The 17613-nt window shown below is 65.8% G+C and carries 20 protein-coding genes; 15 read left to right on the top strand and 5 right to left on the bottom strand.

Going from position 1 to position 17613, the window contains the following annotated elements:
- The first annotated feature begins 151 nt into the window (after nt 1-151).
- The gene (locus ACP7A3_RS19855; protein ID WP_426256977.1) at nt 152-562 is read left to right on the top strand and encodes a hypothetical protein; all 411 of its coding nucleotides are present in this window, start codon (nt 152-154) and stop codon (nt 560-562) included.
- A gap of 46 nt (nt 563-608) precedes the next feature.
- Here ACP7A3_RS19855 and ACP7A3_RS19860 read toward each other — a convergent pair whose 3' ends face one another.
- Nucleotides 609-1040: a hypothetical protein gene (locus tag ACP7A3_RS19860; RefSeq protein ID WP_043061325.1), complete on the bottom strand. Its 432-nt coding sequence runs from the start codon at nt 1038-1040 to the stop codon at nt 609-611.
- Between the two features lie 360 nt (nt 1041-1400).
- Nucleotides 1401-1565, bottom strand: coding sequence for a hypothetical protein (locus ACP7A3_RS19865; protein ID WP_157846251.1), 165 nt, complete (start codon nt 1563-1565; stop codon nt 1401-1403).
- Between the two features lie 618 nt (nt 1566-2183).
- Here ACP7A3_RS19865 and ACP7A3_RS19870 point away from each other — a divergent pair.
- From ACP7A3_RS19870 to ACP7A3_RS19905, 8 genes are all read left to right on the top strand, one after another.
- Nucleotides 2184-3143 (top strand): DUF2493 domain-containing protein, encoded by a 960-nt coding sequence (locus tag ACP7A3_RS19870; protein ID WP_052814255.1) that lies wholly within the window; start codon nt 2184-2186, stop codon nt 3141-3143.
- Nucleotides 3144-3380: 237 nt separating this feature from the next.
- Nucleotides 3381-3878, top strand: coding sequence for a MucR family transcriptional regulator (locus ACP7A3_RS19875; RefSeq protein WP_043061324.1), 498 nt, complete (start codon nt 3381-3383; stop codon nt 3876-3878).
- Between the two features lie 887 nt (nt 3879-4765).
- Nucleotides 4766-5173 carry a single-stranded DNA-binding protein gene (locus ACP7A3_RS19880; RefSeq protein WP_043061323.1) on the top strand — a complete coding sequence of 136 codons (408 nt, stop codon included), beginning with the start codon at nt 4766-4768 and terminating at the stop codon, nt 5171-5173.
- A gap of 220 nt (nt 5174-5393) precedes the next feature.
- Nucleotides 5394-5570 (top strand): hypothetical protein, encoded by a 177-nt coding sequence (locus ACP7A3_RS19885; RefSeq protein ID WP_156477747.1) that lies wholly within the window; start codon nt 5394-5396, stop codon nt 5568-5570.
- A 10-nt stretch (nt 5571-5580) separates the two neighbouring features.
- Nucleotides 5581-6513, top strand: a complete 933-nt coding sequence (locus tag ACP7A3_RS19890) for a hypothetical protein (RefSeq protein ID WP_043061322.1) — start codon at nt 5581-5583, stop codon at nt 6511-6513.
- Nucleotides 6513-6977, top strand: coding sequence for a hypothetical protein (locus tag ACP7A3_RS19895; protein WP_043061321.1), 465 nt, complete (start codon nt 6513-6515; stop codon nt 6975-6977). Before ACP7A3_RS19890 ends, ACP7A3_RS19895 begins: the two co-directional genes overlap by 1 nt.
- 638 nt (nt 6978-7615) lie before the next feature.
- Nucleotides 7616-7780 carry a hypothetical protein gene (locus ACP7A3_RS19900; protein WP_165800937.1) on the top strand — a complete coding sequence of 55 codons (165 nt, stop codon included), beginning with the start codon at nt 7616-7618 and terminating at the stop codon, nt 7778-7780.
- A gap of 133 nt (nt 7781-7913) precedes the next feature.
- Nucleotides 7914-8105, top strand: a complete 192-nt coding sequence (locus tag ACP7A3_RS19905; protein WP_043061320.1) for a hypothetical protein — start codon at nt 7914-7916, stop codon at nt 8103-8105.
- 13 nt (nt 8106-8118) lie between these two features.
- On the opposite strand, the gene ACP7A3_RS19910 is transcribed toward ACP7A3_RS19905, so the two are convergent.
- Nucleotides 8119-8772: an SOS response-associated peptidase gene (locus ACP7A3_RS19910; RefSeq protein ID WP_052814254.1), complete on the bottom strand. Its 654-nt coding sequence runs from the start codon at nt 8770-8772 to the stop codon at nt 8119-8121.
- 12 nt (nt 8773-8784) lie between these two features.
- The gene (locus ACP7A3_RS19915; RefSeq protein WP_043061319.1) at nt 8785-9111 is read right to left on the bottom strand and encodes a hypothetical protein; all 327 of its coding nucleotides are present in this window, start codon (nt 9109-9111) and stop codon (nt 8785-8787) included.
- Nucleotides 9112-9376: 265 nt separating this feature from the next.
- Here ACP7A3_RS19915 and ACP7A3_RS19920 point away from each other — a divergent pair, with 265 nt between their 5' ends.
- From ACP7A3_RS19920 to ACP7A3_RS19930, 3 genes are all read left to right on the top strand, one after another.
- A complete protein-coding gene (locus tag ACP7A3_RS19920; protein WP_061780325.1) occupies nt 9377-9769 on the top strand; it encodes a DUF3768 domain-containing protein in 393 nt (130 codons plus the stop codon).
- 2555 nt (nt 9770-12324) lie between these two features.
- Nucleotides 12325-12999: a ParA family protein gene (locus ACP7A3_RS19925; protein WP_244885654.1), complete on the top strand. Its 675-nt coding sequence runs from the start codon at nt 12325-12327 to the stop codon at nt 12997-12999.
- The gene (locus tag ACP7A3_RS19930) at nt 12996-13337 is read left to right on the top strand and encodes a hypothetical protein (protein ID WP_043061317.1); all 342 of its coding nucleotides are present in this window, start codon (nt 12996-12998) and stop codon (nt 13335-13337) included. Before ACP7A3_RS19925 ends, ACP7A3_RS19930 begins: the two co-directional genes overlap by 4 nt.
- A 725-nt stretch (nt 13338-14062) precedes the next feature.
- Here ACP7A3_RS19930 and ACP7A3_RS19935 read toward each other — a convergent pair.
- Complete coding sequence (locus ACP7A3_RS19935; protein ID WP_043061316.1) at nt 14063-14329, bottom strand: hypothetical protein; 267 nt, start codon at nt 14327-14329, stop codon at nt 14063-14065.
- Between the two features lie 314 nt (nt 14330-14643).
- Here ACP7A3_RS19935 and ACP7A3_RS19940 point away from each other — a divergent pair, with 314 nt between their 5' ends.
- The 3 genes from ACP7A3_RS19940 to ACP7A3_RS19950 are packed head-to-tail and all read left to right on the top strand — an operon-like array spanning nt 14644 to nt 17551.
- Complete coding sequence (locus tag ACP7A3_RS19940) at nt 14644-15264, top strand: ribbon-helix-helix domain-containing protein (RefSeq protein WP_217498064.1); 621 nt, start codon at nt 14644-14646, stop codon at nt 15262-15264.
- Complete coding sequence (locus tag ACP7A3_RS19945; RefSeq protein ID WP_241769347.1) at nt 15261-16688, top strand: relaxase/mobilization nuclease domain-containing protein; 1428 nt, start codon at nt 15261-15263, stop codon at nt 16686-16688. Before ACP7A3_RS19940 ends, ACP7A3_RS19945 begins: the two co-directional genes overlap by 4 nt.
- Entirely contained in the window at nt 16685-17551 is an 867-nt protein-coding gene (locus ACP7A3_RS19950; RefSeq protein WP_116462766.1) for a hypothetical protein, read from the top strand. The genes ACP7A3_RS19945 and ACP7A3_RS19950 overlap by 4 nt, the downstream gene beginning before the upstream one ends.
- The last annotated feature ends 62 nt before the right edge of the window (nt 17552-17613 follow it).

Genomic DNA, 17613 nt, shown 5'->3' on the forward strand with positions numbered 1-17613 from the left:
ATGCACTGAACCCTCGACATGACACTGGGCGTTTCCATTTTATTGCCCCGACCCGATCGATAATGGGACAATATCCTTATCCCGTCAAAGGGAATGGATCGTCTCAATGGCGACATAATTCTTCTGCGGCAGCATCAAGGCCGACGAGGTGATGGAACTCGCCATCCCGGAACTGCGGATCATCGTTCTCATGGAAGCGCGGGCGAAGCCCCGGCTGCGCAATGTCGACGGGCTCTGGCGGCGTCCCGTGCTCGGTCGTCGTGGAGCAACGCCGCGCCCCGGCAGCATCACCGAGTTCATTCGTGAGCGCGGCTTGCTGCCGCCCGACGAGATCGACCGGATCATTGGCGAAGCACCGACGGACCTCATCGCCTTTCAAGAAGCGCAGGCCGCCCTCCCCGTCGACGAGCGTGTCCCGATCGGCAATTGGCTTGAGGACTTCAATCGTGCCGCCGACGCGCTCCGCGAGCGCTCGCCTCAAGGCGGTTGTCCTGTCCCTAGGAGAGCAACTGGGGCGATCGGGGACGCATCGTGTCTCACTTATGCCGTCGGCCAAGGGTGAGCACTCCCATCAGCCAGGTCGCTTGCGCCGCGCCCTGCGCTGACCGTTACGCATTCATCGGGCGCTCGACCTCGCCTGCGGCATGGCGGATCGTCGCGCTCCAGCCATCGATGATGGACCCCATTGCCGGGTCCTCTACCGCTGACACATCGCCGAACAGCGCGAGCAACCGGCCGAATTCGTCGAGTGCGACGATATCGTTGCGTGCCAATAGGGTGCCGACAATCGTCAAGGCACCGCCCATCGCACGGCGCAGCGCGGATTCACCCGGCATGATCGCTGCGGCAACGGCGATCTGCGTGGGGTCATCCGCTACGTCGACATCGATGCACGCCATCGCGCGCTCAAGATAGACGCTTGCGGATCTCGCTCCGGCTTCGAGCAGAAGCGACTGTGCTTCTTGAAGCAGGTGCTGCACCCTGGCGCGCCGCAGCGCTGTATCGTCCTGTCCGGCCTCGTGACCGTTGGTGTCGTCCAACACACTCTCCGCGTCCCAGCGTTGAGCGCGAGATCGGCGTGTCCGTGAAGCGCGCCAATTCGGCCCAAATACAGGGTCGGGGAAATATCGCGTGCCTGGCAGGCAGACGCACGGCGAGGTCGACGCTCACGCGCCGCCCTGCATGGTCAGCAGACCCTCACTCACGAGGTTTCCACGCCCCGACCTGCGTCTCCACAAGTTACATCAGGCTAAGGGAGATCGTCCGGTAATGCCAGCAGCCGCTACTCCAGCCTCGGGACGTCGGTCGCCGTGCATCTATCGCACGATCCGCAGTGAGGCAGCATCGTTGCGCCCCTGCGACGTTCAGGTAAGCCTTGTGCCCGCCATCGGCCCCGTGGTTCACCGCCGTACCTGCGAGCCGACTTGCAGTGACGGCTCGATCGACGCGCCCAAGTCTTTTCGCTCATTCGCCTCCGCGTCCCAGCGTTCGAACGGACCGCCCTTGGTGCCGCCCGGATCGGGGTTGCGCGCGGTCGCGTAGCGGCCCGATTTGGGAGAGATCACGAGGTCCGCGTAAGCACGAACGGCGCGGGCAACAGGGCTGATCGTCGGCGCACTAGCGGGGCTGTGCCGCGCGCGCCGGCATGCGTCTGCTCTTTTGTCGCGGCTCGCCCTTACGGTCGAAGGGATCTCCCACCGTCGCCACTCGCTGTCGGGTCGGGAGCACGCCGACCGAGGATCTGGCGGGGCGGACCCCGCAGTGATGTGTAGTTCTATCCGCAGCCACTCTCGCTGACGCAGCAGGAGCAAGAGGGCCCAGGCGGCCAGTCACCTCGCTAGGTCGCGACGATGCCGGGGAGATGCTCCTACCGGACGCGACATGGCGCGGCATCGCTGGCCAGTCGTGGCGATGACGTCGAAGGGGATCGTGACGAGCATCCTTTCGCGGACCTTCCGCGTGCGCCCTTTTCGCCGGAGGGATGCGGCACATAGGCCCCCGCGATCCCCCCGCAACCCGCGAAAGCCGGGCCGTGTTGCCGCGTACCGCGGCTGCCCGCGCCACCCCGACTTTCGCGGGTTCCCCGCCGCGAAGCGGCGGTGCGTCGGGCTCTGCTGCGGCGTCCCAGGAGGTGCGCATCCGGCGGAAAAGGCCGCCGGCCTCTGCAATGAAAGGCTGTCGCCATGACTACTTCCCTCGCCGCGGCGCTCGCCGCTCTCGAACTGGGCCACCTCGAGCCGCGCTCCGACGAACTGCCCGGGATGGCACCGCCCCCGAGCGAGGCCCTCGATCAGACCACGACAGCGATCTGGAGCGACCTCTTCGCGACCCTCTTCAACACGTCCCTGGAGCGCGACATCGAGGAATTGGGCTGGGGCCTGGTGAACCTGTTCCACCGCGCGGCCGCGAAGAAGCACGCCACCATCGATCGTCTTACCGACGAGATCAGACTGCTGATCGCCGAGCAGGACGGCTCCGAGATCAACAGCACGAACCTTGAGGAGAAGGTCGAGCTCGCGAAGAAGATCGAGGAGGCGGCCGGCTGCTACGAGCAGATGCGCGACACTGCCGCGGCGCATTACATGCGCGAGACCGGTCGATCCTGGGTGCCCGCCACCGGCAATCGCATCTCACTGGGGGTTACCTCGGCAATCGTCGATGGTCAGGCGTTCTTGCGCGCGCGGCGTGAGCGCGTCCGCGATGCCAACACCGCGGTCGGAACCCCCGTCGTCTTCGCCGGCGGCCGGCTGACGTTCACCTGCGACGGGGACATGAAGACGTTCGGCGACAATCTCCTGCGCACGCTCAACGCCGTCCGCGAGCGGGTCGGGGACATGTACCTCGTCCATGGCGGCGACATGAAGGGGATCGAGCGCATCGCGGCGTCCTGGGCCGAGCAGCACGGCGTCCAGCAGGTTCGATTCGGTCTCGACCGCAAGCTCGGCGATCGCGCCGGTTTTCGTCGCAACGAGCAGATGCTGTCGCTCCGCCCGCGCTATCTCATCGCCTTTCAGGGCAATGGCGTGACCGAGCGCCTCGTCATCGATGCCAAGAAAGCGGGCGTCCGCGTCGTCGACCGCCGGGGACCGCTCGGGACGCCCCCGGCCGCGCTCGATCAGAAGCGCGAGGTCAGTCGCGCCTGATCGACGACGGGACCGCCGGTGCGCCGGCGGTCCTCGCTATGAGGGGGCTGGTCCCCATTTCCTGGCGGTGTCCGGCAGCCTTGGCGTTTCGCTTTTCCGCGATCGACATCGCATCGCACGCAACAGCGGTTATCAGCGGTTATCAGTGGCACGTCGCTGCACCAATGCTATTATCTCTTCCGAGCGCGCTGCGTGATCGTCGCATCCACCCTGTGGTGGACGACGGAAAGGGACAGGATGACCGAGACTGTGAACACGATCGAACTCGCCACCGAAGTGACCGCAGCCTGGCTATCGAACCCGAACACGCGCGCCGATCCGGAGGCCGTGCCCGCCTTTCTGACAGCGATTTACGCGTCGATCACGCAATTGGTCAGCGGCGAAGCCTCAGAGGACGCCGTCGAAGTCACTGCGGTCGATCACGCTCCTGCCGTCACCGTGCGCAAATCCCTGGCCTCACCCGATCGCATCATCTCGATGATCGACGGAAAGCCCTATCGGACCTTGCGCCGGCACCTCTCCACGCACGGCCTGACCCCGGATGAGTATCGCGCACGCTACAAGCTGAAGCCCGACTATCCGATGGTCGCGCCCGCCTACAGCGAGGCGCGGCGTGCCATGGCGAAGAAGATCGGCCTCGGTCGCAAGCCCAAGACACCGGCCGAGACGACCGCGGCGTCGGCCGTGCCGGCGCGCAAGCCCCGCCGCGCGAAGGGCGCCGTCACGCCGGCCTGATTGCGGACGGCGGGCGCGAGCGCGCCATCGGCCGGTTGGTTGTCGCCCCTCGACACGCGCCGACCGGTTCGGCCGCGCGATCGAGCCGTTCATCGGATCAGGGGATCGTCGAGCGGAGGTCGCCTGCCCGACCGCTCGGCGAACCCGGGTCCGGGTATTGAGGTCTGCTCGCAACTGATCGGCGGGGCTCATAGGAGAGACCGGGCTGCCGCCGACGTCGGAGAAGCCGGCGTCGCGTGGGGTCGGCACCAGGCTTCCCACCCCCTGTCGAGAGGAGGTATCAGACGTCCGCGTTCGTTGCTCGATCGCCCCAGGCTGCGCGGAGCGTCGTTGTATAGGGAACATTCTCGACTTCGGGCGCGGTTCGGCCAAGGCGCGTATGCCTGTGGCGTTGGGAGGGTCGGTGTCGCAGCCGCGCCCCCCTGCTCGCCCCTGACGTCCCCTGTCGGCAACGTGCCTCGACATGCATTGGTATGAAGGATGATGGTGCTGCTCCGGTTCGGCCCGCAACCGTTCGATCGCTCCAGCCCTCGATGCGATTGCAGCGCAGGTCAGTGGGGGAACGACGATCGAAGGTGCCGCCCGAATCCGGGGCGGGGGTGGCAGCGAGGTCGCAGGCCGGATGCGGTTTCACGAATATCGTGGTTCCGCTCGACTGCCTGAAGAGGGTCCATCCCCTCTCCTCACTGAACGACCTAAGCCGGCCGTCCATCGGCTCCAACCCGCATGGCTTCGGACCGAGTTGCCGCTTCGCGGCTGCCCGCACCACTCCTCGCCATGGGGTTTCCCTTCGCGTCTGCGCGCTCCGGTGGAGCCACCGGCCTGGCCGTCTTTGACGGTGTTCAGCCGAGGGAACGAACCCTCGAGCAGGACAAAGGAACCTCGACATGCAGAACCTCGTCATCCTCGCCGGCAACGTCGGCGCCGCCCCCGAGACCCGCACCACCCAGGGCGGCACCAAGATCACCAGCTTCAGCCTCGCGACCTCGCGGCCGAAGCGCGACAGTGAGGGCAAGGTCCTCAAGGAAAACGGCCGCCGACTCGAGGATACCGAATGGCACCGGATCACCTGCTTCAACGGTGTCGCCAAGACCGTCGCCGAATATGTCGAGAAGGGCCAGAAGGTGATGGTGCGCGGTCGGATCCACTACACCCGCTGGACCGACCAACAGGACATCGAGCGGTTCGGCGTCGAAATTATCGCCGACGAGGTCACCTTCCTCTCCTACGGCAAGTCCCGCCAGCAGCAGCAGGGCGCCGCGCAGGACAATGAGGACGACGACATCCCCTTCTGATCGGGGCGGGCGGCCCGGGAGCTTCGGCTCCCGGGCTCTTTCGTGCTGCCTCGCGCCAGGCATCCCTTCCTAACCTTTGTCGGTTGAGACACGATGCCCAAGTGGCAGGTCGAAGGACCGTGCTCGCGCCGATGACGTGATCCCGCACTCTACCTTTTTACCGTTTCGAGCGTTATGTTGACCACAAGCGGCCAAGACCCCTCGGCCGGGAGATGATGCAATGCTCGTCACGAACGTCAGGCAGCAGCGCGCGATCGGTCGCGCAGCCGCCGCCGCGGGTGGCTATTTCCAGCTCGCTCGGCGCCTGTCGCAGGCGCAGACCGAACGCACCCGTCGCGAAGGCACCGCAGTCGACGCGCCCCAGGCGGTAACCAATAACGAGACCACGCGACGCTGAACGTCTCGCATTGAGCCTCACCTTTTCCCTTCTTACCGCACTGCTGTGGCTGCTCCCGGGCATCACCGGGCTTATCTTCTGGAACAATCTGGGCCGACGCCACGGCGTACGACGGCCCGATCAACCGCTTACCGCGCTCAACAGCCTCGCGCTGGCGGGTGGCATCAGCCTCGCGGCGCATCTGTTCGGTGCGATCGTATGCGACGGGATCGTCGCAATTCTCAGCGGGCCCGAACGACCTGGGCTGGTCTCGCCTTATCGCGTCGTCGCCGGTTTGATGATCCGCCCGACCTCAGGTCCCAATGCCCGCGACCTCGGCCCGGGCGAGCCGCTCGGCCTGATCGAGTTTGCCTTCATCCTCATCTTTCTGTCCTATCTCGTCGCCGTCATGATCCGGCACAGGGGATTGGCGCTGGTGCTCGACGGGCTCGACAGCCACACCCAGGGCTGGGCATTCCAGCACATCATCGATCCGACGAACCATGGCTATTTCCAGCTCGCCTATGTCCTCACCGACGCGGTCGAAGACGGTCGCGGCCTCGGCTACGCGGGAGGGATCGCCGATATCCGTCTGTCGGACGACGGCGAGATCAAGGCGCTGACCCTGTCGGAGCCCAATCGCTTCATCTACATGATCGGCGGCAAACCCAAGGAGAAGGGTCATCTCAGCTTGCCGCGCAGCTGGGGCTCGATGATGCGGCGCGACGATGCGGGCGCGTCGGTCGCTGCCGGACTGGTGGTGGAGGAGGCAAAGCCGGTTGGCGGCGCCATCTACCTCCCCGCCGCGCGTATCCGAAACATGCTGGTGCTGAACTATTCAGAGCAGGCGCTGACCTCCGTCCTTCCTGACGCAGATCCCGCTCCCGCACCGCCCCCGCCTGTCGGCAAGCGCGAACGTGCCCGCGCTGCCGTGGCACAGGGCTTGTCCTGGCTGCTGCGCTGATGCGTTTCGATCCTGCCTTCCTTGCAGCGCTTCCCGACGATGCGCGGCTCATCGCCATCGGCATCGGCGTGTTGCTGCTGCCCCACCTCATCGCCGGACTATTCTGGTCGGCGATCCTGCGTCTCAAGCTGATGGTGCCGGCGGGGATTGTCGGCCTTCTCGCCGCGCAGGGCCTCGCGGTCACGATGACGAGCGGCCTGGGTTGGTTCGGAGGCGCAACCGGCATGGGCCGGACAGCACTCTGCAGCCTGCTCTGGCTGCTGCTGACGCTCATCATCCTGAACGTGCTCGCCGCTGTCGCCACCCGCTACGCGACGCCGCTTGAGTTCGATGGCCGCGTCATCGCGCCGGCCCGCTTCTGGCCTACCGGTCCGCTCGACTGGGTTTTGCGTCAGGAGGAGACGGTCAAGAATGCCACCTACGTCCCGCCGAGCGCGCAGCCGCCGCGCGAGGGCTTCGACTGATCGATGCTTTGCAGGCGGGTGGGGCACCCATGCCGGCGGTACCCCCTCCCCTTGCCCGGTGCGAAGGATCAGTATCCGACCTCGACCGGCAACGCACCGCAGGTATGACGCTGCTGTTCCAGTCCCCGTAGCAGAACACATCGTCGACGTCTCCCGGCTGTCGCCGGGACCGCCGCTCTATTCCGCTTGACGCTCCACCGAGCCCCTGACGGGTCTCGGCCCATCCGGGTGACGATCAGCTGACGAAGGCAGTGGCGCACAACGGGGCCGATCGCAGGCAACCGGCGCGCTGTGCCTGTCGAGCGCAATAGGATCGCTGGCGCATAGCACTGGTCTTGCCATCGCGGCACGCGGAGTGGGCGCGCGAGGAAAGGGAGCGACCGGATCGCCGACGTGGTGAACGTCGAGGGCGGCCCAGTGCTTCAGCCACGACGCTCCCGGCCGACGAGGTTCACCCCGCTCTTGGAGGCGCAATCCTTGGGCCGGTGCGGGTCCTTGTACGATCAACCCGTGAAGGGTCCGGGCGCTTCGCTACGGCTTTTTGCCGTGCCGGCGAAAAGTGATCGCGGCCCCTCCCCGTCCTGTCGGGCGCCTGTCGAGCGGGGATGAACCCCGTCGGCTTCACAGGAGCCTCGGACATGTTCAACGACATCTGGATCGCCCGCAAATCCGCCCTCAGCCTCGCCCGCAGCCTCATGGTCGCCACCATGGTCATCGCCATCGGCACCCAATACGCCGTCATCACCGCCGAAGATCACGACAGCTCGCACATCATCGTCAACGAATACGACCCTTTTGCCTGACATCCCGGGGGCTGAAAGGCCCCCCTCCCCTCCCCGTCTCGACCAAGGGCCCGGGCGGGCATCGAACCCGCCCGGGCCCGGTGGAGCGGTTCACCGGCTCACCAGATCCGCTGATCCCGGCTATCGTCGCGCGATGGCGCACGAGCTCGATGACATCGCCGCGCAAACCGAATGCCCGGCGTGCGGTCGGACACTCAACATCGCGTTCAAGACGCTTCGCCTCGCGCGGACGATCGATTGTCCGGGATGCGACGAGACGATCCGACCGATCGACGATACCCCCATCGCCCGCGTGCAGAAGCTGATCGACGAGGCCGACGGCTGACCACCTGACGGCCTCAGAGCAGGCCGCCGGTGACCTCGTGAAACGGCCGGATGCTATAGAGATCGGCGGGCTCGGTCGTCAGCAGGTCATCGACCGGCGCCTCCAGATCGAGCCAACGCGCCCAATCCTCCTGCCGCAACACAACCGGCGCGCGGTCATGGAGATCACTCAGCGCGCCCGGCGGCTGCGTCACCATCGTGAAGCTCTCGATCTCGCCCGCGTCCTGCGTCCTCGCCCGATCCCACAGGCCGGCGAAGCAGATCGGTGCGCCGTCCCGCGGAGCGACGTAGAATTTGGGTTTCGGCTTGCCCTCCCCCTTCCACTCGACCCACCCTTCGGCAGCGATGAGGCAGCGGCGTCGCTTGAAGGCATCGCGAAACGACGGCGCCGTCTTCACGCCCTCGGCACGGGCATTGAACGTCGCAGCCTTCCAGCCGCTGACCGGCCCCTTATGGAAGAAGGGGATCAATCCCCAGCGCATCCAGGTCAGCGCAACCCCGTCCTCCTGCGCGCGCAAGACGACCGCGCGATTGGTGGGACGAACCTCGGGCTGCGGCTCCAGATTGGGTGCCTGATGACGCTCGGGAAAGCGTACGGGGATGCGCGTCTCGTAGAACTCCTCGCAGACTTGATCGAAGCCCTTGGTGCGGCGGTAGTTGGTGCACATCGCTGTGGGCCGTCAACCGAGCGCGGTACGGACCGGTGGCAACGTCGCGAAGCTCCCGAGCAACGCCGGATCGCGCAGCAGCGCCGTCCAGGCCTGCCCGTAGGTCCGCGATGCGAGATAGAAGGTCGAGCCCGCACAGCCGACCATTCGGCAGCGCTCCAGCTTGTCGACCAGCGAATAGCCCACGCCATGGCGGGCAACGATGTCGTCGAGGTCGACGCGCAGTATCGTCCCGCAGACCGCGCAGCGTACGCGAACGAGCGCGTTCATCCGACGCATCTCGCCGACGTTTTCCAGCCAGCGGGGCCACAGGGCGATGATGTCGGCGCCGGTCTCCATCGATGAAGGATAGCGGGTCGGCTCCGCTTTCGTCCAGCATGGTGGGGCGGCTTGGCAGGGCGGCCCCCTACTCTCTTCCGGCGATCATCCGGGACTTTCCTGGCGCGCACGTCCTCGCCGAGGCGCAGCCCGGCGCAAGCCCGCTGGCGCGGGCTTCTCCACTGCCGTTTCGACCCTTCGGGTGCGCCGGGCGGCTATGCCCCGGCGGTCCTGCCGCGTGTCGAAAGGCCCCGATCACCGGGGCTCGAGCGTCAAGGAGACCGTCATGTCCGATGCCACCCCCCGGCCTGCAAGTACCGCCGATGCCGCCAGCGCGATCGCGCGCCTCAACGACCGGCTGCGCGATCACATCACCCAGCCCGGCACCGACCGGGTCATGATGACCAGCGGGATCGCCGAACTGATCGGCGACGTTGGCATCTTCCGCAACTTCCGCAAGCGCGCCGAACTCCTCCGAGCGATCCGGGGCTATGACGCCTTCACGCGCGCGAACGACCCTTATGGCGAACACGACCTCGGCACGTTCGACTTTGAAGGCGCAGCCTGCATGTGGAAGATCGACTATTACAACGCCGACCTGTCCGCCGGCTCGGAAGACCCCTCAGACCCATCCGTGACGGTACGCGTCCTGACGATCATGCGCGCCGACGAGCGCTGATCGGTCGGGCTCCGGCGGTCCTGCCGCCGGGGTCCGGTGCTGGCAGCGCGCCCAGTGCGTCCGATCCGGCGAGAGGCGCCAGGCCGAGGATCGCGATGGTCAGGGGAGCTGTCGCCATCGATCATGGTGACCCACGCAGCGATGCCGTGACCGCGCTCGGTCAACCCGGCGAAGCTGCACCTGCACGGCCGCGTCATATCGGGGCCGTCTTGGGCTCGTTACCTCGTTGGGGCATGTCGCTTGCTCGCGGATCGCCGCGTCCAACGGGAAGAAAAGAAGAGGCTGTCGTCGACGTCTCCCCAGTGTGACGGCCGGCCGGGGTCGGCGTCAAGGATGCGCGGTTCCCCCAATTCTCCCGGCCCGTTCCGCTGGCGCTCCAGGGCCGAGACAATCGGCTCCCCCACGCCCCGCTCGCGCGGCTGCTGGCGCAGTCCTGGACCCCGGCCCCAACCGACCGTCCAGCGGCACCTCGTCTTCACTCGAACAGACGGAGGCTTTCCATGCATGACCAATCGGCTCGTATCCAGGCGTGGCGTTCGGACCTGGCGGCAATCAATCGGGAGCTCGATGCGGCATCCCCCCTCCCCCGGCCATCAAAGGCCAAGCGTCGCCGCAATCCCAAGCCGCTCTGGGAGGAGTGAGCCGTCAGACCTTGAGGGGGGATCCTCGCGATTTTCTCTCCCTGTCGTCGGTCTCTAGGCGATCGCGGCGGGCGCTGGCCCAAGGGAGAAGGCTTCTTCAAGAGATACCACAGAATAGCGGGACAATGGCGGGTTGCGCCGCGGTGCAGCCGTTCGGTAAGGATGAGGCGCCTGCGGAGACGCGGGCCGGGGCGTGGAAACCCCGAAGAGTGAGAGCCGGTTCGATTGACCGGGTGGCGGACGCGTATGTCCAGGCCGCCCGGCTAAAGGCGTTCGCGCCAAGCTCACTCTTGGTTTCCAACACCCGGTTCCGAAGCGACGGCGTGCCCCGCGGGGCACGCCGCCGGCTTCCTGGCCGCCGGCTGCACGGAGCAGAGGTGTAGTGGCAAAGCGGCCGCGCGACATCGAGGTCGAAATTGTGCGGCGGCACCTGCCGAGCGTTCGTCAGCTTCTTTCGGCGCATCTTTGGCTCGCAAAGTCGGCGCGCATGACGCGGCATCGCATTTGGGCGACCTCCCCTTGTCAACCCTGCCGAGCTTGGATGGCCTCTGGATCCGGCGCGGCCAAAGCTATCGGCCGTCGTTTCCGGCCGACGCAACGCTGCTGGTGGGCGACGCCATTCTGCGATCGGCGTCGTATGTCTGGCTGGTGTGCGGCTAGATGGTCAGGGCGACCGTTGGTTATTGCCTGGGCGCAGCGACCATTCCGGCCGGCGACGTGGCCGCCACCGAGGCAAGCCGGTGCACCATGCCTCCGACGACCATGTGCGCAAAGTGTACAATGTGCACCGAGTGAGCACATGGCTAACGTTCACGGTGTGAGCATTTTGAAGGTTGGGACGTGTGCACGGCGTGAACATGTCAGCGCGGTGAACGTATAAACCTCGCGACCAAGTAGCCGCGAGCCGGTAGGAATTCGGTCCAGCTTGCTCTCTGCCGCAGGGTCTTCTCGCGGGGCGGTGATACGCACAACGGCGCGCGCAAACGTTCACAGCGTGAACATGGGCGCATTGTCGACAGGTTCAAGGAGGATCGTCGCGGCTGAAGCGCGGTTGCGCCTCTCGCCAGTACAGGAGCCTATTCGTCCCAGGTAGCTGCACTCACCAGCAGAGCGCCGACGACCTGCCCCCCCTCCCCGCGGCAGCGCCGCGCGGTTCGGGTGCGGGCGGTGACAGGATGGCCAATGATGTGGCGAGGCCGTTCCACGGGTATCGAGGTGAACATATTCAGGCGGTGAGCATGTCGCCAAGGTGAACGTCCTAGCTATGTGAACGTGTGACCAGGGTGAACATCAGAGCCATATGTACATGAGTGCGGTGTGAACATGTCGCCGCGGTGAGCTTACGACCACACCAAGGCTGCACTGGGATCGCTGACGTCGCCGGTCGCGAAAGGCGATCGGACAACGCCTCGGCGGTTTGGTTGCGCTGATTGCTCGGTCGGCGAAACTCGGTCAACTCCCATCGCTGGCTGAACGCGGTTGCGTGGAATAGACGCTGGTCGTCCTAAGCAGGCGTGAGGGCAGGGGAGGGCGAGTGCCTCTGCGAGTTTCCTCGTGAGCATGTACTCAATGTGAGCATGCTCACACGTGGCGCTTGAACGTGCCGTCCGATCGCCGAGCGAAGGCGGTCCCCTGGCGCACGGGGCGATGCTGTCGGGAACGCGGCACTGTGGTCGCTTGTCGGACGCGAGTGCAAGCCGCGTCCGGTGCCTGACCCATTGCCAGCCATCCAACGCCCGCAATGCTCACGCGGTGCCCATGTTCACACGGCTTACATGTCAATAAAGTGCGCAAGCGACCATCGCGCACTTGTCACCAATGGGGGCTTGTGCAACTTTGGTCACACGTTCGCGGCGTGGTTGGTGCGTCACATGTGCACATCCGCCGATCAACCTGAGGAGACATCTGTTGCCGGTGATATCGATGCTGTCCCCGAAGGGCGGGGTGGGGAAGACCACTACCTCGCTCATTCTCGCGACGGTTCTCGCTTCGAAAGGGTCGAGCGTCGTGATGATCGACGCCGACCCGAATTTCCCGCTGTCACGCTGGGCGGCGAAGGACGGGAAGCCTGACAATATCGAGGTGGTACCCGAGATCGATGAGGACGAGATCATCAGTACGATCGACGCGGCGCGTAAACGCGCCGACTATGTCATCGTCGACCTGGAAGGGAAGGCCAGCGCGCGGGCGACCAACGCACTGATGATGTCGCATCTCGCCCTTGTCCCGATCCAGGGCTCCGAACTCGACGCCATGGAAGCTGCGCGCGCGTTCAAGGCGATTCGCAATGCCGGTACCGCGCGCCAGCGCCCCTTGCCCTTTGCCGCGGTTCTGACGCGGACGCCTGCTTCGACGAGGCTGTGGCCGCGTGACCTGAAAGCCGTCGTCGGCAATCTGGAAGATGCAGACGTCCCGATGATCTCGACCGCTATCGCCGAGCGCGGTGCATTCCGCGGCCTGTTCAGTATGGGCGGTACGCTGGACGACATGACTGCGGCGGATGTCGGTTCACTCGACAGCGCGAAGGCGAACGCTAACGCCTTCGCGTTCGACGTAGTGACGCTGCTCAAGGAAGGACTGGGCGCATGAGCGAGAAGCCTGCGGCATCGCGTCGATCGATCACCAGCTTCGCCGCTGATGATGACATTCCGGTCCCCACCGCTGAACAGCTGGCCGCAGCCAAATCAGCAGGGGAGGGGCTGGGCTTTCGCTCCGAAAAGCCGGCTCCCGCACCGGCGCAGCGGCCGGCGCCCAAGGTCCGGCAGCCGACCTTTACCGACGCGGTGCACGTCCGGTGCCGTCCCGAGGATCGTGCTCGCTTCGAGGACTTCGTCTGGCGCAACCGCGTTTCAAAGGGTGAGGCAATGACGCTTCTCCTTGACTTGGCCCTGACCGAAGAGGCGCGGAAGGCAAAAGCCGGGAAGTGACGACAAGCTGACCGGGGAGGGGAGGGGGTAAGTCTCCCGGCCATGATCGCGACCGCCCCGTCGATGGCACTCCGCCAGCACAGCCGGCGTCATACACCGGCCGGAAGGGGAGGGGGGCTGACCGCCAGGGACCATCCCCGTCGCTCCTCATGCCGAGCGACGAATCGGTGTGATTGATCGGCCGCAGGGTGACCGTTCCTGTGTCAGGTAGCGTCGCGTTGGGGCTTGCGCGTGCACGCCAAACGCGGGTCAGCGGCCGTTGGGAAGCGGACCAGCGGCAACGGAGCTCGCTATCTGCCGATAGCCTCGATCGGATCGCCTGGTCGTCATGATCTAGGCAACGTCAGCGACTCCGCACGATCGCCCATGTCCCGCCATCGTACCCGTTGCGACCGCGATGGGGCTGGTGAAAGGCGCGAGGCTAGCGGCCGAGGAGCCTTGGTTGCCGGGAGCCGGTGCCGTCCTCGCTGCGACGGACTGGTGCGATCGCGGGAACGGCATCCGCTACGACGGGTGTGCTACCGACGATCCGTCGAGCGACCGTTCACGACAGCTATCCGAGCTCCGGGGACTGGTCGCCGGCAAGCGGAGAGGGGGAGGGGGTCGCGGGAACGCCGCTCTGATGCCCTGTTCCCTTCGCGCGATCGGATCCGCGAACGGCTGCCGCTGACACGCCGTTGGTCGGACATGCGATCCTCCAGAATACGCTCGCCCCGGCCGACCGATCAGCCCGAGAGCGCGGCCAGTCGTTCAGCCACTGCCTTGCCGCCATGGGAGGCGAGCGCCGCTGCGATCGTGCGGGCGTCGGACTTCTCGATGGCAGCGATCTTGACCCGCTCGAGCGCGGCCAGAAGGACAGGACGACCGGCGTCACGGGCCGCTTCCGTCGCTTGCTTCGCCTGCTCGTCGACGCGCGCCAGTTCGGCAAGCAGCGCCTCGCGTCTCGCCGCGATGGCCGCCAGATCACCGGTGTTGGATTTCGCACGAGGCATGTGGCGTTCTCTCTTGTGCTGCAATTCGTGGACAGCACAAACATGGCCGACCCTCTCCAAGATTACTAGGTATCAGGGTATTGATCTTGTCCAGATCGACGGTGTCGATACCGGACCGGCATCAATGACGACTGCCAAGGCCGTTCGACTGTCGAACATATCAGGCGTCCATGTGCTTGCAATAACCTCGGCAATACAGCCCACTCCGCGTCTGGAGTGATTTCACTCCATCTAATTGGTTTTTGTACGAGGGTGGATCAATTATGAGGGATGGCAGGATATGCCATCTGGCACCAATGTAATACATTGGCTCGATGGCACCGCTGCACGGGGCTTTGAAAGTGGTGATCAGTCTTCGGCTCAAGGACGATCTGATCGCGGAGATCGACCGCGTCGCGGCCGCCCATGGCCAGACCCGGAGCGCCTGGATCGCGCAGATCCTCACGCGCACGGTGCTTGCGTCGGAACATGATGACCTGCCCATCGCGGGGGCGGCAGGTAGGCTCGATCACGAGGGTCATTCAGACGAGCAGGTCCGGGTGACGGTCCGCCTCAACCGGCGCGAGATCGAGGCGATCGATATTGTTGGCGCGCCGCTCGGCCTGTCCCGCAACGAGTGGATCAAACGCGCCCTGCGCTGGCAGCTCTGGGACAAGGCCGCGCAGCTCCGGCTATGCCCGGCCATGAAGGAGGAGGTCGGAAAAGTCCGCAAGCAGATCCTTCTGATCGGCCGCAACATCAACCAGGCGGTCCATGCCATGAATGCCGCCAACCAGCCCGAGAGCAGCCTCGACATCGCGCGGATTGCGGAACCCTTTCTGGAGACGTGCGCCGACCTGAAGATCGTTCTGCACGCCACTCGGCGCAGCCTGTCCGCCTATGTCGGGGGCGAAGTCGCGTATTGGACCGGCGCGTTCGGAGCACCGCGCGCGTGAGCCTCAACCTGTCGCCGGGCACGCTCGACACGATGGCGGGGATCTTCGCGCCAGCGAAGAAGCAGAGGCTCGGCAGCGGGGGCGGGTCGCCTCCACCAGCAAAGCAGGGCGGAACAATGCTGAGGCTCGCGGTCGCCTCCATGTTCCCGAAGGCCACGAGCCGACCGGGTGGCGGTCGCCAACCTTATGCGACGAAGCAGGCATTCGGTGCGGGCGCCCAAGGCGCCGTCAGTCGTCGCGCTATCGCGACGATGGACCGAACCGCACGCCGGGTCCCCGAGGTCCTCGTTCGCATCACGGGACGTCAGCATGGCAGCGGGCACGTGCTCGCCAATTTCGCCTACATCAGTCGCCTTGGTCACGGCACCGACAAGCAATTGGCGCTGTATACGAGCGACGAGGAGGTGCTCCGTGACGGACGCGCCATGCAGGAGCTCGCGCAGGATTGGCAGGAATGGGAGATGGGCGACGATGCCCGCCGCAAGGGCGCGACGTCGCTATCGATGATCCTTTCGATGCCATCGGGTACCGATCCCGAACGCCTCAAGGCGGCCGCGCTGGATTTCGCGCGGGAGGAATTCGCGAACCGGTCCTGGGTCGCGTCGCTCCACATTGACCGGGATCATCCGCACGTTCACCTGACCTTCGCACGGCGCGACCATGATGGTCGACGTTTTCACCCCACCCGTGACGACCTCTTCCGCTACCGCCAGCGCTTCGCCCAGAAGCTGCGCGACCGCGGCATAGAGGCGAATGCGACGCCGGCGAAGGCGAGGGGGGTAGACCCCAAGCATGAGCCGATCGCTGCCAGGAAAGTGCGAGCAAACGGCCAGGTACCGCGGCTCGACACGAACCGCCTCGCGCGCGCACAACGCTTCGCGAACGCGACCACAGCCGATCCGGTTCGGGCTATCCTTACCGAGCAACAGGCCGTCGTCAGGGACGCCTATCTGCAGTCGATCGCCGAGCTCAGTGCCACCCCGTCGGTCGTCAACCAGACGGTCGCGAAAAGCCTGCAACGGTTCGTCGAGGTTCTGCCCGACCCCGAACCGAACTCCATCCAGGCCGCCCATACGCTCCGCGTGCTGCGGGCGTTGGACACCCGACTTGGTGGACTCGAAGCGGAGGCAAGCGATGCGCCAGCGGACCCGATCGCCGCCGCGATCGCCCGGTCCAGCGCGATGAGGGACCGGATCGAGGCACGTCGTCTTCGCGATCAGACGGATGCGGTCCGCTCGCCCGAACCCGTCGACCCCGAGCGGCAGAAGGAGGAAACTCGGACACCAATCACCCGCCACGATCCGGCAACCGCACCGACCGATATCGACGAGGTAATGCGTCAGGTTCAGGAGCGAGAACGCGCGCGGATGGCCCGCGAGCGGGAGCGGGATCGAAGCCCTGGTAGGGGAGGGCCGACGCGATGAGCGATGTCAGTCAGACTGCCGCCCTAGCCGCCATTCTTGACGCGCTGACACTGATGCAGGACCAGGTCGAAGAGATCGGCGAACGCAGCAAGCGCCTCGAAGCAAATCAGGCCGACATCCTTGCAAGGCTCGAGACCATCGATGCTGCGCAGGCCATCGCGACGGACCTCCAGCCTAATCTCGAGCATCTCGCGTCCGAAGTCTCCGAGACCCGGGGCGAGATGGGGGAGGGGTTCGCCCGTGTTGCGCAGGTCGCGGGCTGGGCGCATGCCGCGGCCGCTGGCAACGCCGCTCCATTGCCGGCCGATGTCCTCGACGATCCGCTGCTCGAGCTCTTCGTCATCAGCCAACCCGCAGACCGCACTTCAACCCGCCGCGCCATCGTGGATTGGCGGGAGAAGGCGCGGACGGTCGATACTGCGGCGCTGACCGCTCTTCTGATTAGCCAGTACCGCCCGTCACCGACAGACGATCGCGCAGGCCGCCGTCTGCGATACAAGTTGGCTGCGATCACCCGCGACGAACTGGAGCGTCGAGGTGCTGTGATGCCGCCATTGCCGCGCTCGACAATAGCGGCGGACCGATCGGCCGAGGCGCAGCGCGCGCGGTCCGAGGCGCTGGTCGAGGTGTGGCAAGCGGGGGAGGGCGCAATGCTCTACGCTGAGCCGGAGCTCGCTGGTGCGATGGACATCATGGCGGCGGCAAGGCGGGAGGGTGTTGCGCTGCCTGAGCAGAGCCTAGCAAGCGGATTGGCTGCGTTGCATCAGACGATTTCAGATCGCCTGAGTGTCGGCGACAGACCTGAGTTGGCATCTGATCCGAAGAACGTCGGCGCGAGGGAAGAAATACTCCGTGATCGATAGCTTTGAATCACGTACAATCTGAGGAAGAGACGCTGAAGCCGTGCGCCACATGTCAATGAGCG

This window comes from Sphingomonas sp. DC5200-1 (assembly GCF_049897245.1).
GTDB lineage: Bacteria > Pseudomonadota > Alphaproteobacteria > Sphingomonadales > Sphingomonadaceae > Sphingomonas > Sphingomonas aquatilis.

Coding starts and splice junctions, on each gene's coding strand:
- ACP7A3_RS19905 (WP_043061320.1), top strand. CDS start 7,914: ATGGCGCACGAGCTCGATGACATCGCCGCGCAAACCGAATGCCCGGCG.
- ACP7A3_RS19940 (WP_217498064.1), top strand. CDS start 14,644: ATGGCACCGCTGCACGGGGCTTTGAAAGTGGTGATCAGTCTTCGGCTC.
- ACP7A3_RS19875 (WP_043061324.1), top strand. CDS start 3,381: ATGACCGAGACTGTGAACACGATCGAACTCGCCACCGAAGTGACCGCA.
- ACP7A3_RS19950 (WP_116462766.1), top strand. CDS start 16,685: ATGAGCGATGTCAGTCAGACTGCCGCCCTAGCCGCCATTCTTGACGCG.
- ACP7A3_RS19930 (WP_043061317.1), top strand. CDS start 12,996: ATGAGCGAGAAGCCTGCGGCATCGCGTCGATCGATCACCAGCTTCGCC.
- ACP7A3_RS19895 (WP_043061321.1), top strand. CDS start 6,513: ATGCGTTTCGATCCTGCCTTCCTTGCAGCGCTTCCCGACGATGCGCGG.
- ACP7A3_RS19920 (WP_061780325.1), top strand. CDS start 9,377: ATGTCCGATGCCACCCCCCGGCCTGCAAGTACCGCCGATGCCGCCAGC.
- ACP7A3_RS19885 (WP_156477747.1), top strand. CDS start 5,394: ATGCTCGTCACGAACGTCAGGCAGCAGCGCGCGATCGGTCGCGCAGCC.
- ACP7A3_RS19855 (WP_426256977.1), top strand. CDS start 152: ATGGAACTCGCCATCCCGGAACTGCGGATCATCGTTCTCATGGAAGCG.
- ACP7A3_RS19910 (WP_052814254.1), bottom strand. CDS start 8,772: ATGTGCACCAACTACCGCCGCACCAAGGGCTTCGATCAAGTCTGCGAG.
- ACP7A3_RS19880 (WP_043061323.1), top strand. CDS start 4,766: ATGCAGAACCTCGTCATCCTCGCCGGCAACGTCGGCGCCGCCCCCGAG.
- ACP7A3_RS19915 (WP_043061319.1), bottom strand. CDS start 9,111: ATGGAGACCGGCGCCGACATCATCGCCCTGTGGCCCCGCTGGCTGGAA.
- ACP7A3_RS19935 (WP_043061316.1), bottom strand. CDS start 14,329: ATGCCTCGTGCGAAATCCAACACCGGTGATCTGGCGGCCATCGCGGCG.
- ACP7A3_RS19900 (WP_165800937.1), top strand. CDS start 7,616: ATGTTCAACGACATCTGGATCGCCCGCAAATCCGCCCTCAGCCTCGCC.
- ACP7A3_RS19870 (WP_052814255.1), top strand. CDS start 2,184: ATGACTACTTCCCTCGCCGCGGCGCTCGCCGCTCTCGAACTGGGCCAC.